Annotated in this window: 12 protein-coding genes; 9 read left to right on the top strand and 3 right to left on the bottom strand. The window is 36.3% G+C overall.

Annotation, left to right across the window (positions count from 1 at the left end):
• Positions 1-257 precede the first annotated feature (257 nt).
• From ACXAD1_RS15140 to ACXAD1_RS15100, 9 genes are all read left to right on the top strand, one after another.
• Entirely contained in the window at positions 258-755 is a 498-nt protein-coding gene (locus ACXAD1_RS15140) for an RNA polymerase sigma factor (RefSeq protein ID WP_474910502.1), read from the top strand.
• A complete protein-coding gene (rsiV, locus tag ACXAD1_RS15135; RefSeq protein ID WP_474910501.1) occupies positions 755-1,612 on the top strand; it encodes an anti-sigma-V factor RsiV in 858 nt (285 codons plus the stop codon). Before ACXAD1_RS15140 ends, rsiV begins: the two co-directional genes overlap by 1 nt.
• A gap of 386 nt (positions 1,613-1,998) precedes the next feature.
• Entirely contained in the window at positions 1,999-2,604 is a 606-nt protein-coding gene (locus ACXAD1_RS15130; RefSeq protein ID WP_474910500.1) for a protease inhibitor I9 family protein, read from the top strand.
• Positions 2,597-6,232 (top strand): S8 family serine peptidase, encoded by a 3,636-nt coding sequence (locus tag ACXAD1_RS15125; protein WP_474910499.1) that lies wholly within the window; start codon positions 2,597-2,599, stop codon positions 6,230-6,232. Before ACXAD1_RS15130 ends, ACXAD1_RS15125 begins: the two co-directional genes overlap by 8 nt.
• 578 nt (positions 6,233-6,810) lie before the next feature.
• Positions 6,811-7,731: an AMP-binding protein gene (locus ACXAD1_RS15120; RefSeq protein ID WP_474910498.1), complete on the top strand. Its 921-nt coding sequence runs from the start codon at positions 6,811-6,813 to the stop codon at positions 7,729-7,731.
• Positions 7,641-7,874 (top strand): AMP-binding protein, encoded by a 234-nt coding sequence (locus tag ACXAD1_RS15115; RefSeq protein ID WP_474910497.1) that lies wholly within the window; start codon positions 7,641-7,643, stop codon positions 7,872-7,874. Before ACXAD1_RS15120 ends, ACXAD1_RS15115 begins: the two co-directional genes overlap by 91 nt.
• A 234-nt stretch (positions 7,875-8,108) precedes the next feature.
• Positions 8,109-8,576: a 2,4'-dihydroxyacetophenone dioxygenase family protein gene (locus ACXAD1_RS15110; RefSeq protein ID WP_474910496.1), complete on the top strand. Its 468-nt coding sequence runs from the start codon at positions 8,109-8,111 to the stop codon at positions 8,574-8,576.
• A 79-nt stretch (positions 8,577-8,655) separates the two neighbouring features.
• On the top strand, positions 8,656-9,084 hold the full coding sequence (locus ACXAD1_RS15105; protein WP_474910495.1) for an SCP2 sterol-binding domain-containing protein: 429 nt from the start codon (positions 8,656-8,658) through the stop codon (positions 9,082-9,084).
• 108 nt (positions 9,085-9,192) lie between these two features.
• Positions 9,193-9,960 (top strand): SDR family NAD(P)-dependent oxidoreductase, encoded by a 768-nt coding sequence (locus ACXAD1_RS15100; RefSeq protein ID WP_474910494.1) that lies wholly within the window; start codon positions 9,193-9,195, stop codon positions 9,958-9,960.
• A 201-nt stretch (positions 9,961-10,161) separates the two neighbouring features.
• Here the strand turns inward: ACXAD1_RS15100 and ACXAD1_RS15095 are convergent, their stop codons facing one another.
• From ACXAD1_RS15095 to ACXAD1_RS15085, 3 genes are all read right to left on the bottom strand, one after another.
• Complete coding sequence (locus ACXAD1_RS15095; protein ID WP_474910493.1) at positions 10,162-13,017, bottom strand: winged helix-turn-helix domain-containing protein; 2,856 nt, start codon at positions 13,015-13,017, stop codon at positions 10,162-10,164.
• Between the two features lie 250 nt (positions 13,018-13,267).
• Positions 13,268-14,536, bottom strand: coding sequence for an MFS transporter (locus ACXAD1_RS15090; protein ID WP_474910492.1), 1,269 nt, complete (start codon positions 14,534-14,536; stop codon positions 13,268-13,270).
• A 113-nt stretch (positions 14,537-14,649) separates the two neighbouring features.
• Positions 14,650-16,770, bottom strand: a complete 2,121-nt coding sequence (locus ACXAD1_RS15085) for an arylsulfatase (protein ID WP_474910491.1) — start codon at positions 16,768-16,770, stop codon at positions 14,650-14,652.
• Positions 16,771-16,991 lie beyond the last annotated feature (221 nt).

The following is a 16,991-nucleotide window of genomic DNA, read 5'->3' as shown; positions in this document are numbered from 1 at the left end:
TTTTGTTTCATAAAAAATAAAGAAAGAATCACTGCATTCCTTATTTTTTTGAAAACAAACTTAATTATATTTTTCAACACAGGTTGTTTAAAGAGAGATAGAATAGGTTGGTCTAACTTTTTTACCCAGGATGATAATGTTCTTAAGGTGGACCGAGTTCTGGAAAAGGCCAATGAAACTTTCTAATGACGTTTCTCCGTCTAAAATTCGAACAACTTATAAAAAACGTATTTTGCAAAAAGGGGCAATTTGAACTAATGAAGAAAAAAGATGTGAATGACCTATTCGTCACCTGTATAAATGATCACAAAGAGGATTTTTATCGTTTGGCGTTCAGTTATGTGAAAAATCAAGAGGATGCCTTGGATATCGTCCAGGAATCAATAAAAAAAGCACTTATCTCAATCGAAACGATCCAAAAAGCTGGATCGATCAAAAGCTGGTTTTATACAATTGTCGTTCGTACGTCGATCGATTTTTTAAGAAAACAAAAAAAATTCACCCTTGTGGATGATCAAACGATTGAATTTTTAAGTCATGGAACAGTAGATGCATACAATGACTTTGATCTTTCCAATGCATTGGAGGAATTACCCATTCAATACAAAACCGTTATTATACTGCGCTTTTTTGAAGATTTAAAACTAGAGGAAATCGCTGAAATTATAGATGAAAATATTAATACAGTGAAAACACGGCTCTACAGGGGATTAAAATTATTACGTATTATCATTGCTGAGGAGGAATTAATCTAATGGATAAGAGATTGGAAGCTTTAAAGGAAGAATATAAAAATATCCCTATTCCAGACGAATTGGATTTTATCGTAAAAAAAGCCCTCAAGCAAAAAAAGAAAAAAAATGTGAACATAATGAATCGTCTTGTTGGGGCCGGAGCAGCAGTACTGATATTTATCACAGGGATTAATGCGAGCCCAAGCCTTGCAAATGCCTTATCAGGAGTGCCTATTGTTAGCTCGCTCGTTAAGGTATTGACTTTTACAGAATTTAAAGTAGATGAGGAATCAGCTAAATTAGAAATAAAAGTGCCTTCCATTACGAATATGGAAGATAAAACATTAGAATCCACCTTGAACAAAAAATACCTGGAAGAAAGTAAAAAACTGTACAATGATTTTATGGCGGAAATAGAGGAAGTAAAGAAGAATGGCGGGGGTCATCTGGGTGTAGAAAGCGGATATGATGTAAAAACCGACAATGATCAAATTCTTTCGGTGGGCAGATATGTTGTAAGCACGGTGAATTCATACTCAGAATATACCTATGATACGATCGACAAGAAACATGAACTTTTGATAACTTTGCCGAGTATATTTAAGGATGAAAGTTATATAAACCTAATAAACGTAAATATAAAGGAACAGATGAAGAGTCAAATGGAAAGAGACCCCGACAAGTTTTATTGGCTGGATGATGCACTGGGCTTTAAAACCATAGCTAAAGACCAAAGCTTTTATATTAACAATGAAGGAAAGCTTGTTATCGTATTTAATAAATACGAAGTCGCGCCAGGGTATATGGGCGTTTGTGAATTTACCATTCCGACTGATGTGATTGCCGATGTATTAGCCAGTAAAGAATATATCAAATAGCATAATTAAAACAAAAAATCAGGGGTGATCCCCTGATTTTTTGTTTTCCCAATGCATTTTATAAGCTATAAATTTTTTGAAAAAATATAATATTCCCACTTTGTAAGAACTCTGTAAGTTTGAAAAAGTATGATACTTGCGAAGTATGTTTACTTTCTAAAATGAAAAGAGGGATGTTTATGTGAAAATCGGTATCAAGTCCTTTAGAAACGATTTACATGACCCCCGATATATACCCTTGGATTCATGAACAGAGGGTAGCGAAAGGAGCTGTCTATGAAAAGTATATAATTTAAGTTTATAAGTCTAGCAGAGATCTCCTACTATCAAAAAAGAAAGAAAATAAAAAACAAACGATTGCAAAATTCTAAAGGGGGAATAGAGGCTTGAAGTCTTATGCATTAAAAATAATCACATCATTAGTATTGGTTTATTGTTTATTTGCGACTCCAATAAGTTCGTTTGCAACGGGGTTAGAATACTCGAAAAAAGCATCAAATGATCATACAAGAATTTCTGATGTTGAAGGTCTTTTGAAGAATTTAACAGAAGAGCAAAGAGCACAACTTAATAACTTATATTCTGAAGAGGCAGCGAAATTACGTATCCCTTCTGATGTAAATCTAAATAATGACGAAGAGCTGGAAATAATCGTTCAATTTCAAGTAGATCCTGCAGAAGTGCAAGTGGCAAAAGAGAAAGTCAAAGGTAAATCATCTAAAGCTTTAGGTCTTAAAGAGGCTAAGGAAAAAGTAGATAAATCCCATAAAGATTTTAAAGCTAAAATTAACAAATCAAAATCAGCTAAAAAAAATAAGATTAACAAAGAATATAAAAATGCGTTTAACGGTGTTTCGATGACATTACCAGCAAAAGAAGTAATGGAGCTCATTAAATTAGGAGAAGTTAAAGCTGTTTGGCTAGATCAAGAGCTCGGAGCTGGATCTTCCTGTAGAAGAAAAAGAGACAACCGTTTCCCCCTCGATGATTGATAGTATTCCTTTCTTAGGGGTTGATGGACTTCATGACGAAGGAATAAATGGGAAAGGATTAAAAGTAGGTGTCCTGGATACAGGCATTGATTATAACCATCCAGATTTGAAAAATGCATACAAAGGCGGTTATGACTTTGTAGATTTTGATGATGACCCAATGGAAGCAACACATGATGAGTGGCAGGGTTTAGATCATACTGCTTGGCCAGAAACTTGGAATGGGGCTACATATTGGACATCACATGGAACACATGTATCAGGGATTATCGCAGGACAAGGTGAAGCCGATTCAGAACATGCCGTGACAGGTGTTGCGAATGGAGTCGATTTATATGCGTATCGTGTATTAGGGCCATATGGTTCTGGGAGTACTAGCTCGGTTCTAGCTGGAATTGATAAAGCGGTTGAAGATGGTATGGATATCATGAACCTATCACTGGGAGCGAGTGTGAATGATCCACTCTACCCAACATCCATCGCTATAAATAATGCGATGATAGCAGGGACAGTAGCTCTTGTAGCTGCAGGAAATTCTGGTCCGGATGCCTATACCCTGGGTTCTCCTGGAACAGCAGCATTAGCCATAACGGTGGGAGCTAGTGATGTTTCTATTAATATTCCTGCTGCAATCGGACAAGTGGGGGATGACTCCTATCATTTACAGTTGTTAGCAAAGCATTTTGATAATGATTTAACAGAATTAATCGATTCACCACTAGAGATCGTTAATGCAGGTTTAGGTTATGCTGAGGATTTTGATGGAAAAGATTTTACGGGTAAATTAGCTTTGATTCAACGAGGTACAATTCCATTTAATGAAAAAATTGCGAACGCTAAAAATGCTGGAGCAAGTGCAGTGATTATTTGGAATAATGTTGATGGAGGGATTTCAGCCTATTTAGGTGAAGGAATTGACAATATTCCTGCTTTCACTATGTCAAAAGAAGACGGTGAGAGCCTAAAAGATCAATTAACAGAAGGGACAAAGCTTACATTTAACGAAATCAGTGAAGTTAAAACAGAAGGAGATAAATTAGCTGACTTCAGCTCTCGCGGGCCAGCTTCAAAATCGTATGATATTAAGCCTGAAATTACAGCACCAGGTGTTGATATCTTTTCGACAGTTCCTTCTTATATTAACGATAAGGAAGACTCTTCTAATTATCAATACGCATATAAAAGAATGTCTGGTACTTCCATGGCCACACCATATGCTGCTGGTGTTGCTGCGCTAATACTCCAAAATAACCCTGACTATTCACCATTTGATGTTAAAACGGCATTAATGAATACTGCGGATGATTTAAGTGAGGATTACAGCGTTTTTGAAGTGGGTGCCGGCAGAGTCGATCCAGGTAATGCTGTTCATTCAGATGTGAAGTTTCAAGTAATGGATGAAACTCAATCTTTAGATGATTCTCTTAATGAAATTGTCATTGATGATATTACAGGAGCGATTGCTTATGGATATCATTACAAACAAAAAGATTCATCAACAGCAGATAGCAGAAAAGTAGAATTACAAAATGACAGTAATCAAAAGAAAGATTTTAATGTAAGTGTAGAATTATTGTCTTCTGATCTTTCAGGGGCAAAGAATGCAGAAACAAACGGTGTTGCAATGAATGTAAAAGACTCAGTATCTGTTGAAGCAAACAGCAAGGTTGAATTTAGCGCAAGTATAGAAGTGCCTTCAGCAGCGCAGTCAGGAACATATGAAGGATATATTCATTTTACAAATGCAAATAACAATCATGAAAACTATCAAATTCCTTTCTCCATTATTGTAGCTGATAGAGGAATTAACTATACAGTTGACCGGCCTGCATTTGCGTCGGATGGAAGTCAATACCATGCACATATGAATACTCCAGCAACATTTTTATATGTAGGGTTAAGAAGTCCGATGGAAACCATGGATTTAGTTGTAAAAGATGGGGATACAGGTGAATATTTAGGATACCTTGGATACATTAATCCAGAATTTTTAAACGAACAACTGGGAATGGACTTTTTAGTTCCATTTGTCTTTTGGGGTGGCGCATACTATCCATTTACTGGCGATGAAGAAAATCCGATCAGTGAACACATGGCTGTAGCCCCTGATGGTGCATATGAAATTGAAATCATGGGTGTCAATGAAGACGGAGAAATGTTTAATCCATCAGATTATGTATTTATTGATAATCAAATCCCGGAAATAACGATGGAACAAGAGCCTGGTGTTTATGAAATTGAGTATAATGAAAATGATGAAGAAGGTATTAATTGGTTTAAAGGAAAAATTTACGACTCAAACATTGATTTAATGAAAGAAAAAGGATTAAAAGAAATAAAGAATAATATTGATGGCCAATTTAGTCCACTTGACCAAAGTTTAAATACTGTCGTTGGCTATGATAGTAAAGGCTTTGGTTGGCCAACCCATTATTTCACACCTGAATCGGACGGAAGCTTCAAGTTCGGTGTTACTCCGGAAGAAGTAGCAAACGGCCAATATGTTGACTTTATGTTCTATGGCTATGATGCTGCAACAGCTGGAGATCAAGGAGGGGGGATGCATCAGTACTACTTCATTGGGAAAGGCGAAACTTATGCGGCTGCCAAACTTGATAAACATGAACTGTACTTGGGTGATGAAGTAACTGTTACATTAACGATGAACAATGTTAAAGAGTTAATAGGAGGAGAATTTAAGCTCAGTTACCAAAATTCCTATTACGAGTTTGTCGATGCCAAAATTAATCCAAAATTATTGAAAAATGCAGAGGAAAAGAATTGGAGTACAAAAGTAGAAGTAGGGGAAATCGTCCAGGACCTCTGGGAGAATACCGTTCCCATTCGAGCAACCATAGAAGGAGATGACTTGGATGGGATAGACGGAGATATGCCTATACTAGACGTTACATTCAAAGTGATAAATGACGAATTTTATGATTACATTCAATCTTTTAACATTACCGAAGCTAAATATCAAAAGGCAGAAGAAAATGAAGCTGTACAAGTACCAGGCTTTACTACAGAAAAGCTGGAAATAGTTCCTAAGCATTCTGTTATATGGGGATATTTAGGACCTGAAGCATTCCTTCATGAGGAAGGGTGGGTAGATAAAGATTTACATGATAAAGGTGTTGAAATTACTGCAGTTTCACCAGATGGAGCTAAATATGAAGGAGAGCTTATAGAATCGTCTAAATCAGAATTTGAAATTCACGGGATTCCAGCTTCAGAAGAGACCTATAAAGTAGTTGTGAAAGTGCCGGGTCACTTTGAATCACACACTACAGTAACTGCAGGTGAAGTGATAGATGGTGAAGTATTGGGTGTGAAAGAAAGAATGTATCCCGGATTACAATTAGCTGGTGATGTCAATGGTGACCAGGTCATTGATATTAAAGATGCATTCTTCTTAAAAAATCATATTAATAAGCCAGGAAAAAGACCATTAAAAGCAGATATTAATCAGGATGGAAATATAGATACAGGAGATATGAAATTCATTGTCCAAAATTATTTAAGTGTAAATGAAATGTTTGAAAATGCACCAGTGCCAAAAGAGAAACAAGGTGGTAAAACGCTTGAAGATATTCTTGAAGAGTTAGGTATAAGTGAATTATTAAACTAGAAACATTTAACTAGGTAAAGAGAGAGAAATGAAGATGACATACTCCGAGACATTTCTAACCCTAGATAAACCCCACTCTAATCTTTGATTCAGTGGGGTTTGTTATTTTTTGAGTGAACAAAGGTTCATCTTAGTAAATCCAATGTTGCTATTTATAAAAGTATTTTCGCTCCTATCCTATTATTTTAAAACGGTAGTTAAATTCGAGAGTCTTCCCAGGATACGAAGTGAAGACCCTAGGAATGAATAAAAGTAACAACATTGATAATGTACCATCGGTGAGTTTCACACCACCTTTTCAGTGCTGTTAAGTGAATTGCTAAAAGGATGTAGAAGGATCATTATCTCGAGAAAATTTCACTACATATTTTTAAAGCCTGCCACCGAGCGGTGGCAGGCAATTTTTTTAATGCTTTACGTTTATGGTTTTCGGTTCAACCCATGTTACTTCGTCTGATAACTTGCTTTGTAACCTCTTTAGTAAGGAATCTGTAATAACCCCCGAATACAATAAAGATTAGTCAAGCTCAGCTTTTGAAATATGGTTGAGAAGACAATCATTTTTAGGAGGATTTTATATGAATTTACTAAGTGCGTTGAAAGAAACAGTAAGATTATATGAAGATCATACTGCTTACGTGTTTCAGGGAGAAAAAACGTCATATAAGGAATATTTTGAGTTTGTTACAGAGTTTGCTAGTGGATTAAATCAAATGGGTGTGAAAAAAGGAGACAATGTAGCATTAATTTTAGGGAATTCTCCAGAATTCATGATCGGATTGTACGGAGTATTAAAAGCAGGAGCAACTGTCATACCAATAAACCCAAAATTCACTCCAGATGAGATAACTCATATCATTCAAAGTGGGGATGTTAAAGCGATTATTTGTCTCGATTCTCTCGTTCCATTATTGCAGAAAATAGAACCAAACTTGTCCTATATAAATAACATCATAGTGTGCCAAACATCTGAAGAACGACTATTTGTCAACTCATTTGAATTGAAAATGAAAACGTTTCTTGATGTATTGGATGCCGGATTGAATGAGCCCCCGGATATTTCTATTAATGACAATGATACAGCAGCTATTCTTTACACTTCTGGCACCACCGGGAAGCCAGAGGGAGCCATGCACACCCATTATAATTTATATAGTAATGCACGTGATGTAGTTTCATTCTTGAAATATTCAAAGAATGATAAAGTGATAGCGTGTCTGCCAATGTTTCATGTTTTTTGTTTGACCGTTGTCATAAATGCCTCGCTAGTAAGTGGGTCTACCATTCTTATATTGACTAAGTTTAATCCGCAAGAGGTATTTCAAGTTTCAAATCAGTATGAAGCTACAGTATTTGCTGGTGAACCAACTATGTATAATTTTTTATTTCAAACGAAAAAGGAAATCCAATGGAATTTACGAATATGCGCCTTTGTGTATCAGGAGGAGCTTCAATGCCAGTTTCATTGTTGGAAAAATTCGAGGAAAAGTTCAATGTGAAAATATCTGAGGGATATGGTTTATCGGAAGCATCACCAGTAAATTGTTTAAATCCACTGCACCGACCTAGAATACATACACCAATATTTACTGGGGATATAGCAAGAATGGATACAGAAGGCTATTTTATGCCACTCATTTGATTAATACCGGTGTCTCATAGATTTATGCTCACCTTAGTGGCTAGTTGCACCAGTCAGTGGATACTATTTTTATTAAATGTACCGTGCCTTTAGAAGGAATCAAATTAGATGATGTTATATATAAAATTATCAGAAAAAATATAATGTTCTGTAATTTGTAAGAGATTTGTAAGATTGAATAGGTATGATAACGACGAAGTATGATTTAATTCTAAAATAGAAAGAGGGATTTAAATGTCAAAAATTGTATCAAGTCAAATTTTAGAAACGTGTTACATGAACCCGGAAGCATTTCCTTGGATACCGTGGATTGAGGGTACAGAAATTAAAGTACTTAAGGTAAATCCGATTAGTGGCCAATTTATCACTTTATTAAAAGCTTCAAAAGGAGCTGTAATCCCTCCGCATTATCATCATGGAACTGTAACTGTATATACAGTCCAAGGGGCTTGGAATTATGCGGGAGAAGAATGGGTTGCAAAAACTGGAGATGTCATTTATGAGCCAGCAGGATCAGTTCACCAGCCAATTATGCATAGTGAAGAGGAAGTCATAACTTTAACTATAATAGATGGCGCATTAGAATTTCAGGATCCAGAAGGAAATCCTCTGTTAATGCTGAATTGGACATCAGTTCTTGATATGTATAAAGAGTATTGCGACGTGCATGGTGTTGAATATATTGATGTTACTAAGTTTTAATAGATTAACTGAATAGAAATATTCTACTATGAACAAACATTTAGAATCAAGCATGTTCAAGGAAAAAGGGGGAATCTATTTGGGTTTACCAGTTTTTAGCCAAGAATGGGCGGAAAAGTGGCAAGAGGAAATTAATAACAGTGAAATGTTTCGAAGGTATGGTGCTAATTGGGAATGGCCACTCGTTATGAAGATGAATGCAGATCCTGCAATCGGGCTGGATAAAGATCGATTGGTTTATGTAGACCTGTGGCATGGAGTATGCAGAGAGGCCAGAACAGCTCAGCCGGCTGATGTTGATTCAGTGCCATATATGATTAGTGGAGATGCAGAAATTTGGAAGAAAATCTTAGACCGTAAATTAGATTCCATCGCTGCACTTATGACTAGAAAAACAAAATTAGAACGAGGCAATATGATGAAACTGGCGAGATATACGAATGCATCAAAATATATGGTAGAAGCAGCTACAAGGGTTGTATCCCGGTTTCCCGAAGGTATTGAATAATAGGCTGTTGCAAGGTTAAATTCAAAACTAACTTAAATAGCTAAATCTAAACAAGAAAAATCCTTAAATACATTGCTTTATACAAAATAGTTGAGGAGAATATAATCGATGTTTTCACTTGAAGGCAAAGTCGCTATTATTACAGGTGGAGGTTCAGGAATTGGACTTGCTACTGTCAAACGTTTTCACCATGCAGGTGCCACTGTTGTCGTAGCTGATATTACAGATGAATCATTGCTTGCCGAAGAAATTGACGGCCTATTTATAAAAACGGATGTTTCTAAGGAAGAGGAAGTACAATTTCTTTTAGAGAAAACGATTGAAATATATGGTCATATTGATATCCTGTTTAATAATGCAGGCATTGGAATAGGCCTGGGGATGCTGGCAGATGCTCAAACTGAAGATTATGAACAATCCTTCCGAGTAAATACTCTTGGTGTCATGTTTGGTTTAAAACATGGGGCAACGCTTATAAAAGAAGGAGGGGTAATCGTAAACTCAGCATCAGCAGCAGGCTTACAGGGGGTCCCAACATATGGTCCTTATGTTGCTTCAAAACATGCGGTGGTAGGTGTTTCTAAAACGGCTGCTTTGGAGTTAAGCCTGCGAAATATTCGGGTAAACTGTATTTGTCCAGGCACAATTGATACACCGATGGTTCAAAATAATGCTGCACCAGAACAGAGGGCCATCAATAACTATATAACACCTCTTGGGCGTACTGGAAAACCAGAGGAAGTGGCAGCACTTGTCCACTTTTTATGTTCAGATGATGCTTCATTTATTACAGGCCAATCGATTGCGATTGATGGAGGAGTTACTTCTGGAACTTCATTAGGTGTTTGGACAGGATTAGCAGCTTTAGCTAACTAAATCTATTATTTCTTTGTTATCTTTGGGTAAGCACTTGCTGCTTACCTATTTTTTTATGTACAAAAAATATTCCTTTATTAATATCACCTGGTAAAACATATGGATAAGCGCATTGAAATAATAGGATTTCAATGCGCTCCAAATTGCTTGTAAAGCGGGTACTTTCCTGTTCAGGATCATAGGAAAACCCCAACTCGTATCTTAAACACTAAAATTATAGGGTGAAAAAATAGAATTCAATTTAGATCTGACATCTATGCCAAGTTCATTCTCAACAAATTTAATGTTCCTGCTTGCTACTTTTTTAGCCTGCAGTAAAAAGTTCGATTCAAGCAGCTTTTTAATAAAATCAATATAAATTTGTTCTTGGTAGGGATCAAGATCCAATATTTTCTCAAAGTATTCGATTCCTTTTTCATTTTCATCAGAATCCCAATAGTAATGCGCAAGTGTCTTTAATAAATTGATATAATCAGAGCGAAGTTTTTCACGTTCACTTTCAAGAAAATGTTCATAAGGGTATTCTTCAAAAAAGTGGCCTTTATATAATTTTTCAGCTTTTAAAAGATTTACAATCTGATTTTCTTTGGGTGATGAATTTATATCCAGACAAAGTAAGGATTTAAACTCATTTACATCTAAATAGAGGTGTTCGCAATTAAATAAATAATGGTTTTCAGATTGGCTTATATATCGAGATTTTCTGCCAGTTTTCAATTGGGGCTCCAGTGCCTTTCGCAATGTGGACAACGCTACATAGAAGTGATTATGAATAGTATCGATGGCTGTATCTTGAAAAATACTATCGAGAAGGAAGTCCTTTTGTAATTTTTTTTCACGGTTTGCAATAAAAAGCAGCAGCAGCTGCAAACTTGATTTTCGTTTTATGAAAATAGGATTGCCTTCATAAGTAATTTTAAAATCACCTAGAACCTTTATTGATAATTTTGGGTGTGATACTTTTTCATTCACCTCGATAGTAGAGATAAAATGATCGTTCATACGGTCGATAATAGAGTTAAACTTTTTTTCTTGGCAGATTTTTAGCAATTCATTCCTTTTCTCTTTTGCATATACATTTTCTCTCTGCACCTCAAAAAGTTTTACTTGAAAACTCATCGTTAAGCAGCGGTAGTAAGAAAAATATTCAAGAAAAGAGGTTGCCTTTGCAAAACAATTCTCTGCCTTTTCCCATTCTTGTATATGCAAATAGCTTTGCCCCAATTGCATATAAGTTCCGCCGGTATCAAGATCGTTCCCAAACCTGTTAGCTTGACTTACGCCCAATTCTGCAAACTTAACGGCTTGTAAATAGTCCTTTTTTAAACAAAATAATCTGCTTAATGAATAATAGAGATAAACACTTCTTGCATCATCTTCTTTTGTCAGTTCCAGCAATTTTCTCATTTGATCCAGAAATGACTCAGCTTGTGCAGCTTCATTTTTATGAAGATGTATTTCGGCAAGCATCCAAAGAGCATAAATTTGGCAATGAGAAATTTGATGTTTTTCAGCATAATAAATGCCAGACTTTGCATGCCTTTCAGATTCTTTCATTTCCCCTGAGCATAAAAGGATTTCTGATAATCCTAAATAATTCAATACTGTCAAACCGTATATGTTCATTTCCAAGCAATGATTCAGAGAGGTGTGAAAAAGATTTTTTGATTTTGCGAAATTTCCTTTATGTCTGTATATGGTAGCCAGAAAGTATTGAAGATAGCTTAAGTGCAAAGCATTTCCTTTGTCTTTAAGTTCGTTAATCCGTTCCTCAATCGGTAAGATCAGCTGATCCAATATATATAAAGGAATGCAGCGAAAAAGAAACACGCTATCAAAAGGTATAGAGTCTTGAGTGCTCAAATTATCTAGCCAGTTACTAATAAGAATGAAAAAATTATCAGGATTATATCTTTTTTCCATGCTTCTTATTAATTGTGTTGCTTTATAGTAGTCCTTCCCTGTAACAAAATGAACAAAGGAAGAAAAAAACTGACACGTTTCTTGATATATTTCAGCAAGCTGCAGATGGTAGTGTTCGATTTCTTTTTCTAAGAGGGTAAGATTTTTAAGAAACTCTGCATAAAGGAATGATCTAAACATGGGGTGATATCGAATGATTCCATGTTCATCTTTTGAAATAAAAATATTGCTTTTCATTAAAGCTTCAAGTATTTCCTCAGCATTTGAAATAGTAAGATACTTATTTATTACAGTTTCATCCAATTCAGATAACAACGAGGTTTTTAAAAGAAACATCCTCATTTCATCAGAAAGGGAATCCATCACTTCGGACATGAAATATTTTGGTATATCTGATTTACTTGAATAATGGGATAGAAAATCTGAATGCTCAGTCTCCTCCCAATCCTTGATGGAGTGAAGAATAAGCTGGATACCTGCAACCCAGCCTTGTGTTTTCTCGTGAATGGCAGTCATTTGGTGATTCTCTATTGATTGTCTGCATATGTAACTTAAAAACTCTTCCGTTTCTTGTTTAGTAAAAGACAACTGTTCCCTGGAAATCTCTGCGTAGTTTCTCAGAAGTTTTATATGAACTGGGATGGCTTTTGGTTGGGATTGTCCAATTAAAATATACGTAATGCATGTTGAAGAATATTGAAGCAATTGATTTAGAATTTTTTGTATGTCCGGATTATCTATCTTATGGTAGTTATCTAATACAATAATTAATGACTTTTGCCAATTTGATAAAATAGAAAGCAAGTATTGAACTTCATTTTCAATTTCTCCAGGTTGAATTTCAATAGGGGAGTGAATAGGTCCATTTGGAATGATTCGTGTAATAGCCGTTTTTAAATAACTGAGAAAAATGGCTGGTGTCTGATCGGTTTCATCCAGCCGATACCAAATAGCCTCGGTCTTTGATTCTTGAAGATAGCCTGAAACTAGAGCCGTTTTTCCATATCCTGCATCGCTGGTTATAGAGATTAATGCTGCATGCCGGTGTTTATCCAGAAAATAATGTAAGCGCTTTCTAAAAAAGTATGAGGAAAAGGTGGGTACGAACAATTTTTGCTCTAAGACTTTTACCATAGATGTATTTATTCCTTTCTTTCATTGCTTTATAACAGTACAAAATTAAGTAGAATAAAAGAATCAAACGTGAAAAGTATAATTAAATTATAAAATTTTTCAGATATTTTATCAAGGATAGCTGAGTCTTAGTGAGTTCTGGTTTTAAATAACAATCCATTTAAAGTTTAATGGAAGATTCTAAAAAAAATAAAAATCACTCCTTGAATTGAGTGACTTTTAATAGGACGATACTTCTTCCGCATGTATATTAAGATTGCTTCATCTCTTTTATATCAGTTAATCCCAAGTTTTTAGTGCTTTTTGAAATTGGGTGGTCTGGTTTGGCGAAAAGGGAGAACAATGCTCCGCCAACAATTAGAATGAATGCCGTACATAGTATGGTATAGTTAAAACCTATAAGCTTATTTCCTGCAGATTGAATAAGATAACCGCAAATGATGGGTCCAACTATTCCAGAAATATTTTGAAAGGACGTTCCAAGGCTAACCATTAATCCACTCCTTTCAGGTAATAAACTCATCATGATGACAGGGCCGACATTTAGCAGGGTAGTCGATAATCCCATTGCTGCTCCTATTATAGTGACCACCAGTAAATGATTTTGAGTAAAAGTAACAATGACCAATAACAAGGCACTTATTATTTGAAGCAATGCTGAAAATAATACGCGTGATGTACGTAAATTGTTCGTTTTTTTAAACATTCTATCAGACCAAGAGGACGCACTGACTGTCACAATCATGTTAATGAGTCCAATTATTAGGACAGCAAACCCCATTTTTGCTTCAGAAAGATGAACCGCTTCAATTAAATAGGCAGGCAGCCATACCATGATCCAGACAACCATCCAGAAGCTTGAAAATAGAGCAAATAACGTAACTGCTGATGTTGGAGAAAACAAGATTGGCTTAAATTCTGACCAATTGAATTTCCTAGGTGCTGTATCTGTTGCATCTGTGTGTGTTATCGAGCTATCCTTGCTTGCTGTCCACATGAGGAATAATAGAAGACTAGCTCCTCCTAATAACACAAAAGTAATTCTCCAGCCAAATGACTGATTAAGATGCACTAAAACAGGGGTCATAACTAGTGCTCCAATGATGCCGCCTGCATTACATATTGAAATAGCCATCGCTCTGGAAGCTGGGGGAAATGATCGGCTTAGGTGACTAATTGCAACGGGACCAAAGGGCCCTTCAAAAATACCCAATAATAATCGATACATCAGAAGAAGTGGGAAACTCATAATGAAATAAGTACTAAACTGCAAGATCGTCCATGCCAGGAGGAGAATTCCAAGCATTTTTTTTGTCCCTAAAGTATCTGACCATGCCCCGCCTATAATTCCTGAAATGGCAAAAAACCAAAAAAAGATGCTCCCAAGTAAGCCATATTGAACATATGAGAGATTGAAATCTTTTATGATATGGATTGATGCCACACTTGTGCCATTTTTATCAGCAAAATTGATGATCGTTGCAAATAATAAAAGTAATACTAAAACCCAGCGATTCATTAAGACCACTCCCATGGCTCTAAAATTAAAGGATATAATCATTCAATAAATTAGGTTTATGCTTTATTGATAGCCGAGAACACTCGTGACTTCAGTCGGGAGAGGTTCAAGGATTAATCATTTTGCAATATAAACTCAACTTTTTGGATTTTACCTGAAAATGCGAAATCGTCTTTACCAGCATAGTTCTTGCTGACAGGTATATAAGCATCTCGACCAACATCTATACCCTCAATGGAGATTAAAAATGGTAAGGTATTTGGCATTTCAACTTCACCTGCATTTTCACCATTTATGAGCAGAGTACCTTTTCCTTTCAATAGACCCGTTTTTAAAAACTCGAATTGCACAGTGGATACACCTACAGGGACTTTCATACTGGACTCGATCTTATAAAGGGTACCGACAAAATTATATTCATAAATTAATCGGCTATTTTGAATATAAAGTGTGTAGCCGCTGTACTGGTTTCCATGTGCGATCAAAACTCCATCGGTCCCATCGGCAGGCCGATTGATTGGTATAGTGATTGCATAGGAGCGATCATAAATAGGCGGTGCGGCAAGATTGTGGCTCATGCCTGGATAGTAGGTAATCTCGTTGCGGGATCGCACCTTATCATCAGGTGAAACATAGGCAAACAACTCAATGGTTTTATCGATTAGTGGAAGAGCATTATATTTCTCCGCTTCCTCTACCCATAGTTCCTGTAATTCATGTAATTTCTCCGGGTTTGTTGATGCTACGTCATGATTTTGTGCAAAATCTACGTTCGTGTTATACAGACTCCAAATGTCCTCTTCAAAAGGCGTCCCTTTCGTATGAAAAGAGATTGCCTTCCAGCCATCATGCCAAATGGCACGCTGCCCGGCCATTAAGAAATATTGGGACTGTCGTTTAGTGTCTGCATCTGAATGATCGAATGTATACTGCATGCTAACTCCATGCAATGGCATTTGTTTGACTCCTTTAATCGTTTCAGGTGGCGTAACTCCCGCCAAATCCAATACTGTCGGAGTAATGTCAATGACATGGTGAAACTGTTTCTTAATCGTTCCCTTCTCCTTTATTCGATTTGGGTAATGATAGATAAGCGGAACATGAATTCCCCCGTCAAAAGTTGTTTGCTTATAAAACTTAAATGGCGTATTGCTTACCTGTGCCCAGCCGCGTGGATAATTCGGCTGTGTATTTTTTCCTCCAATTTCATCTATATGAGGCAACAGACTTTCAATAGAGGTTGGAATACCGTTAAAGTAGGAGCTTTGTTCTATAATTCCATCGAATTCTCCCTCTTGACTTGCACCATTATCTGAAAGGAACACAATCAATGTATTGTCTAATTGATCAATAGATTCCAGGTAGCTAATGAATCTCCCAATTTGTTCGTCTGTATGCGTTAAAAAGCCTGCATAAGTTTCTTGGAATCGTTCATATAAACGCTTTTCATCTGAGGAAAGACTGTCCCATGCTTTAACACCAGGATTTCGTTCACAAAGTTCTGCGTCAAGTGGAGCAATTCCAAGCTCTTTTTGCCGTGCCAGTCTATTCTCGCGAATTTGATCCCACCCTTTTGAATAGGCTCCTTTGTATTGCTCAATATACCTTTTTGGTACTTGATGAGGAGAATGCTGTGCGCCAAAAGCAAGGTAAAGGAAGAATGGTTTCTCTGGATGTATGGATGAATGATCTGCAATAAAATTAATCCCTTGGTTCACAAGGTCCTCAGAGAGGTGGTAATCTGGTTTTTTCACAGGCTCCACACAATGATTATCATAGACCAGCGTTGGCACATATTGGTCGGTCATCCCATCTAAAAATCCGTAGTACCTGTCAAAGCCTTTTCCTAACGGCCAATTATTAAAGGGGCCAGCAGGTGTTTCCTCATACATGGGAGTTAAATGCCACTTTCCCACTGCATAATTACTATAATCATTCTCTTTAAGAATTTCAGCTATGGTCCCAGCTGAAGGAGTAATCTTTCCGCGCGTACTTGGAACATCTGGGCCAAGGTCGAAATTCGACAGTAGTCCCATCCCCACAGAATGATGATTCCTTCCTGTTAACAGACTTGCTCTTGTAGGTGAACAGAGAGGGGTTACATGAAAGTTATTATATCTCAAACCATTTTGTGCCAGCTTGTCAATATTAGGTGTCATTACTTCTGAACCGTAGCAGCCTAAGTCAGAATATCCCATGTCATCAAGAACAATATAAACAATATTGGTTTTCATTTGCTTCGTCTCCTTATGAATGTAATTTTTCTTTTGAGTCTTCATCATAAGAACAACATCTTACATATTTCTTACAGAATTCTGATTTATCTGCATTTTTTAAAAATTATTATTAGCAATCTGTAAAACAAAAATGGCCAAGTGCTTTATGACATAGCAATTGACCATTTTTTCTAATTCAATTCAGAGATTCAGTTAATTAGGCTTTCCAATTTTAAATT

The organism is Cytobacillus sp. ABV4_503 (assembly GCF_056158445.1).
The sequence above is the reverse complement of the archived record's forward strand: the minus strand, read 5'-3'. Positions and strand labels throughout refer to the sequence as shown.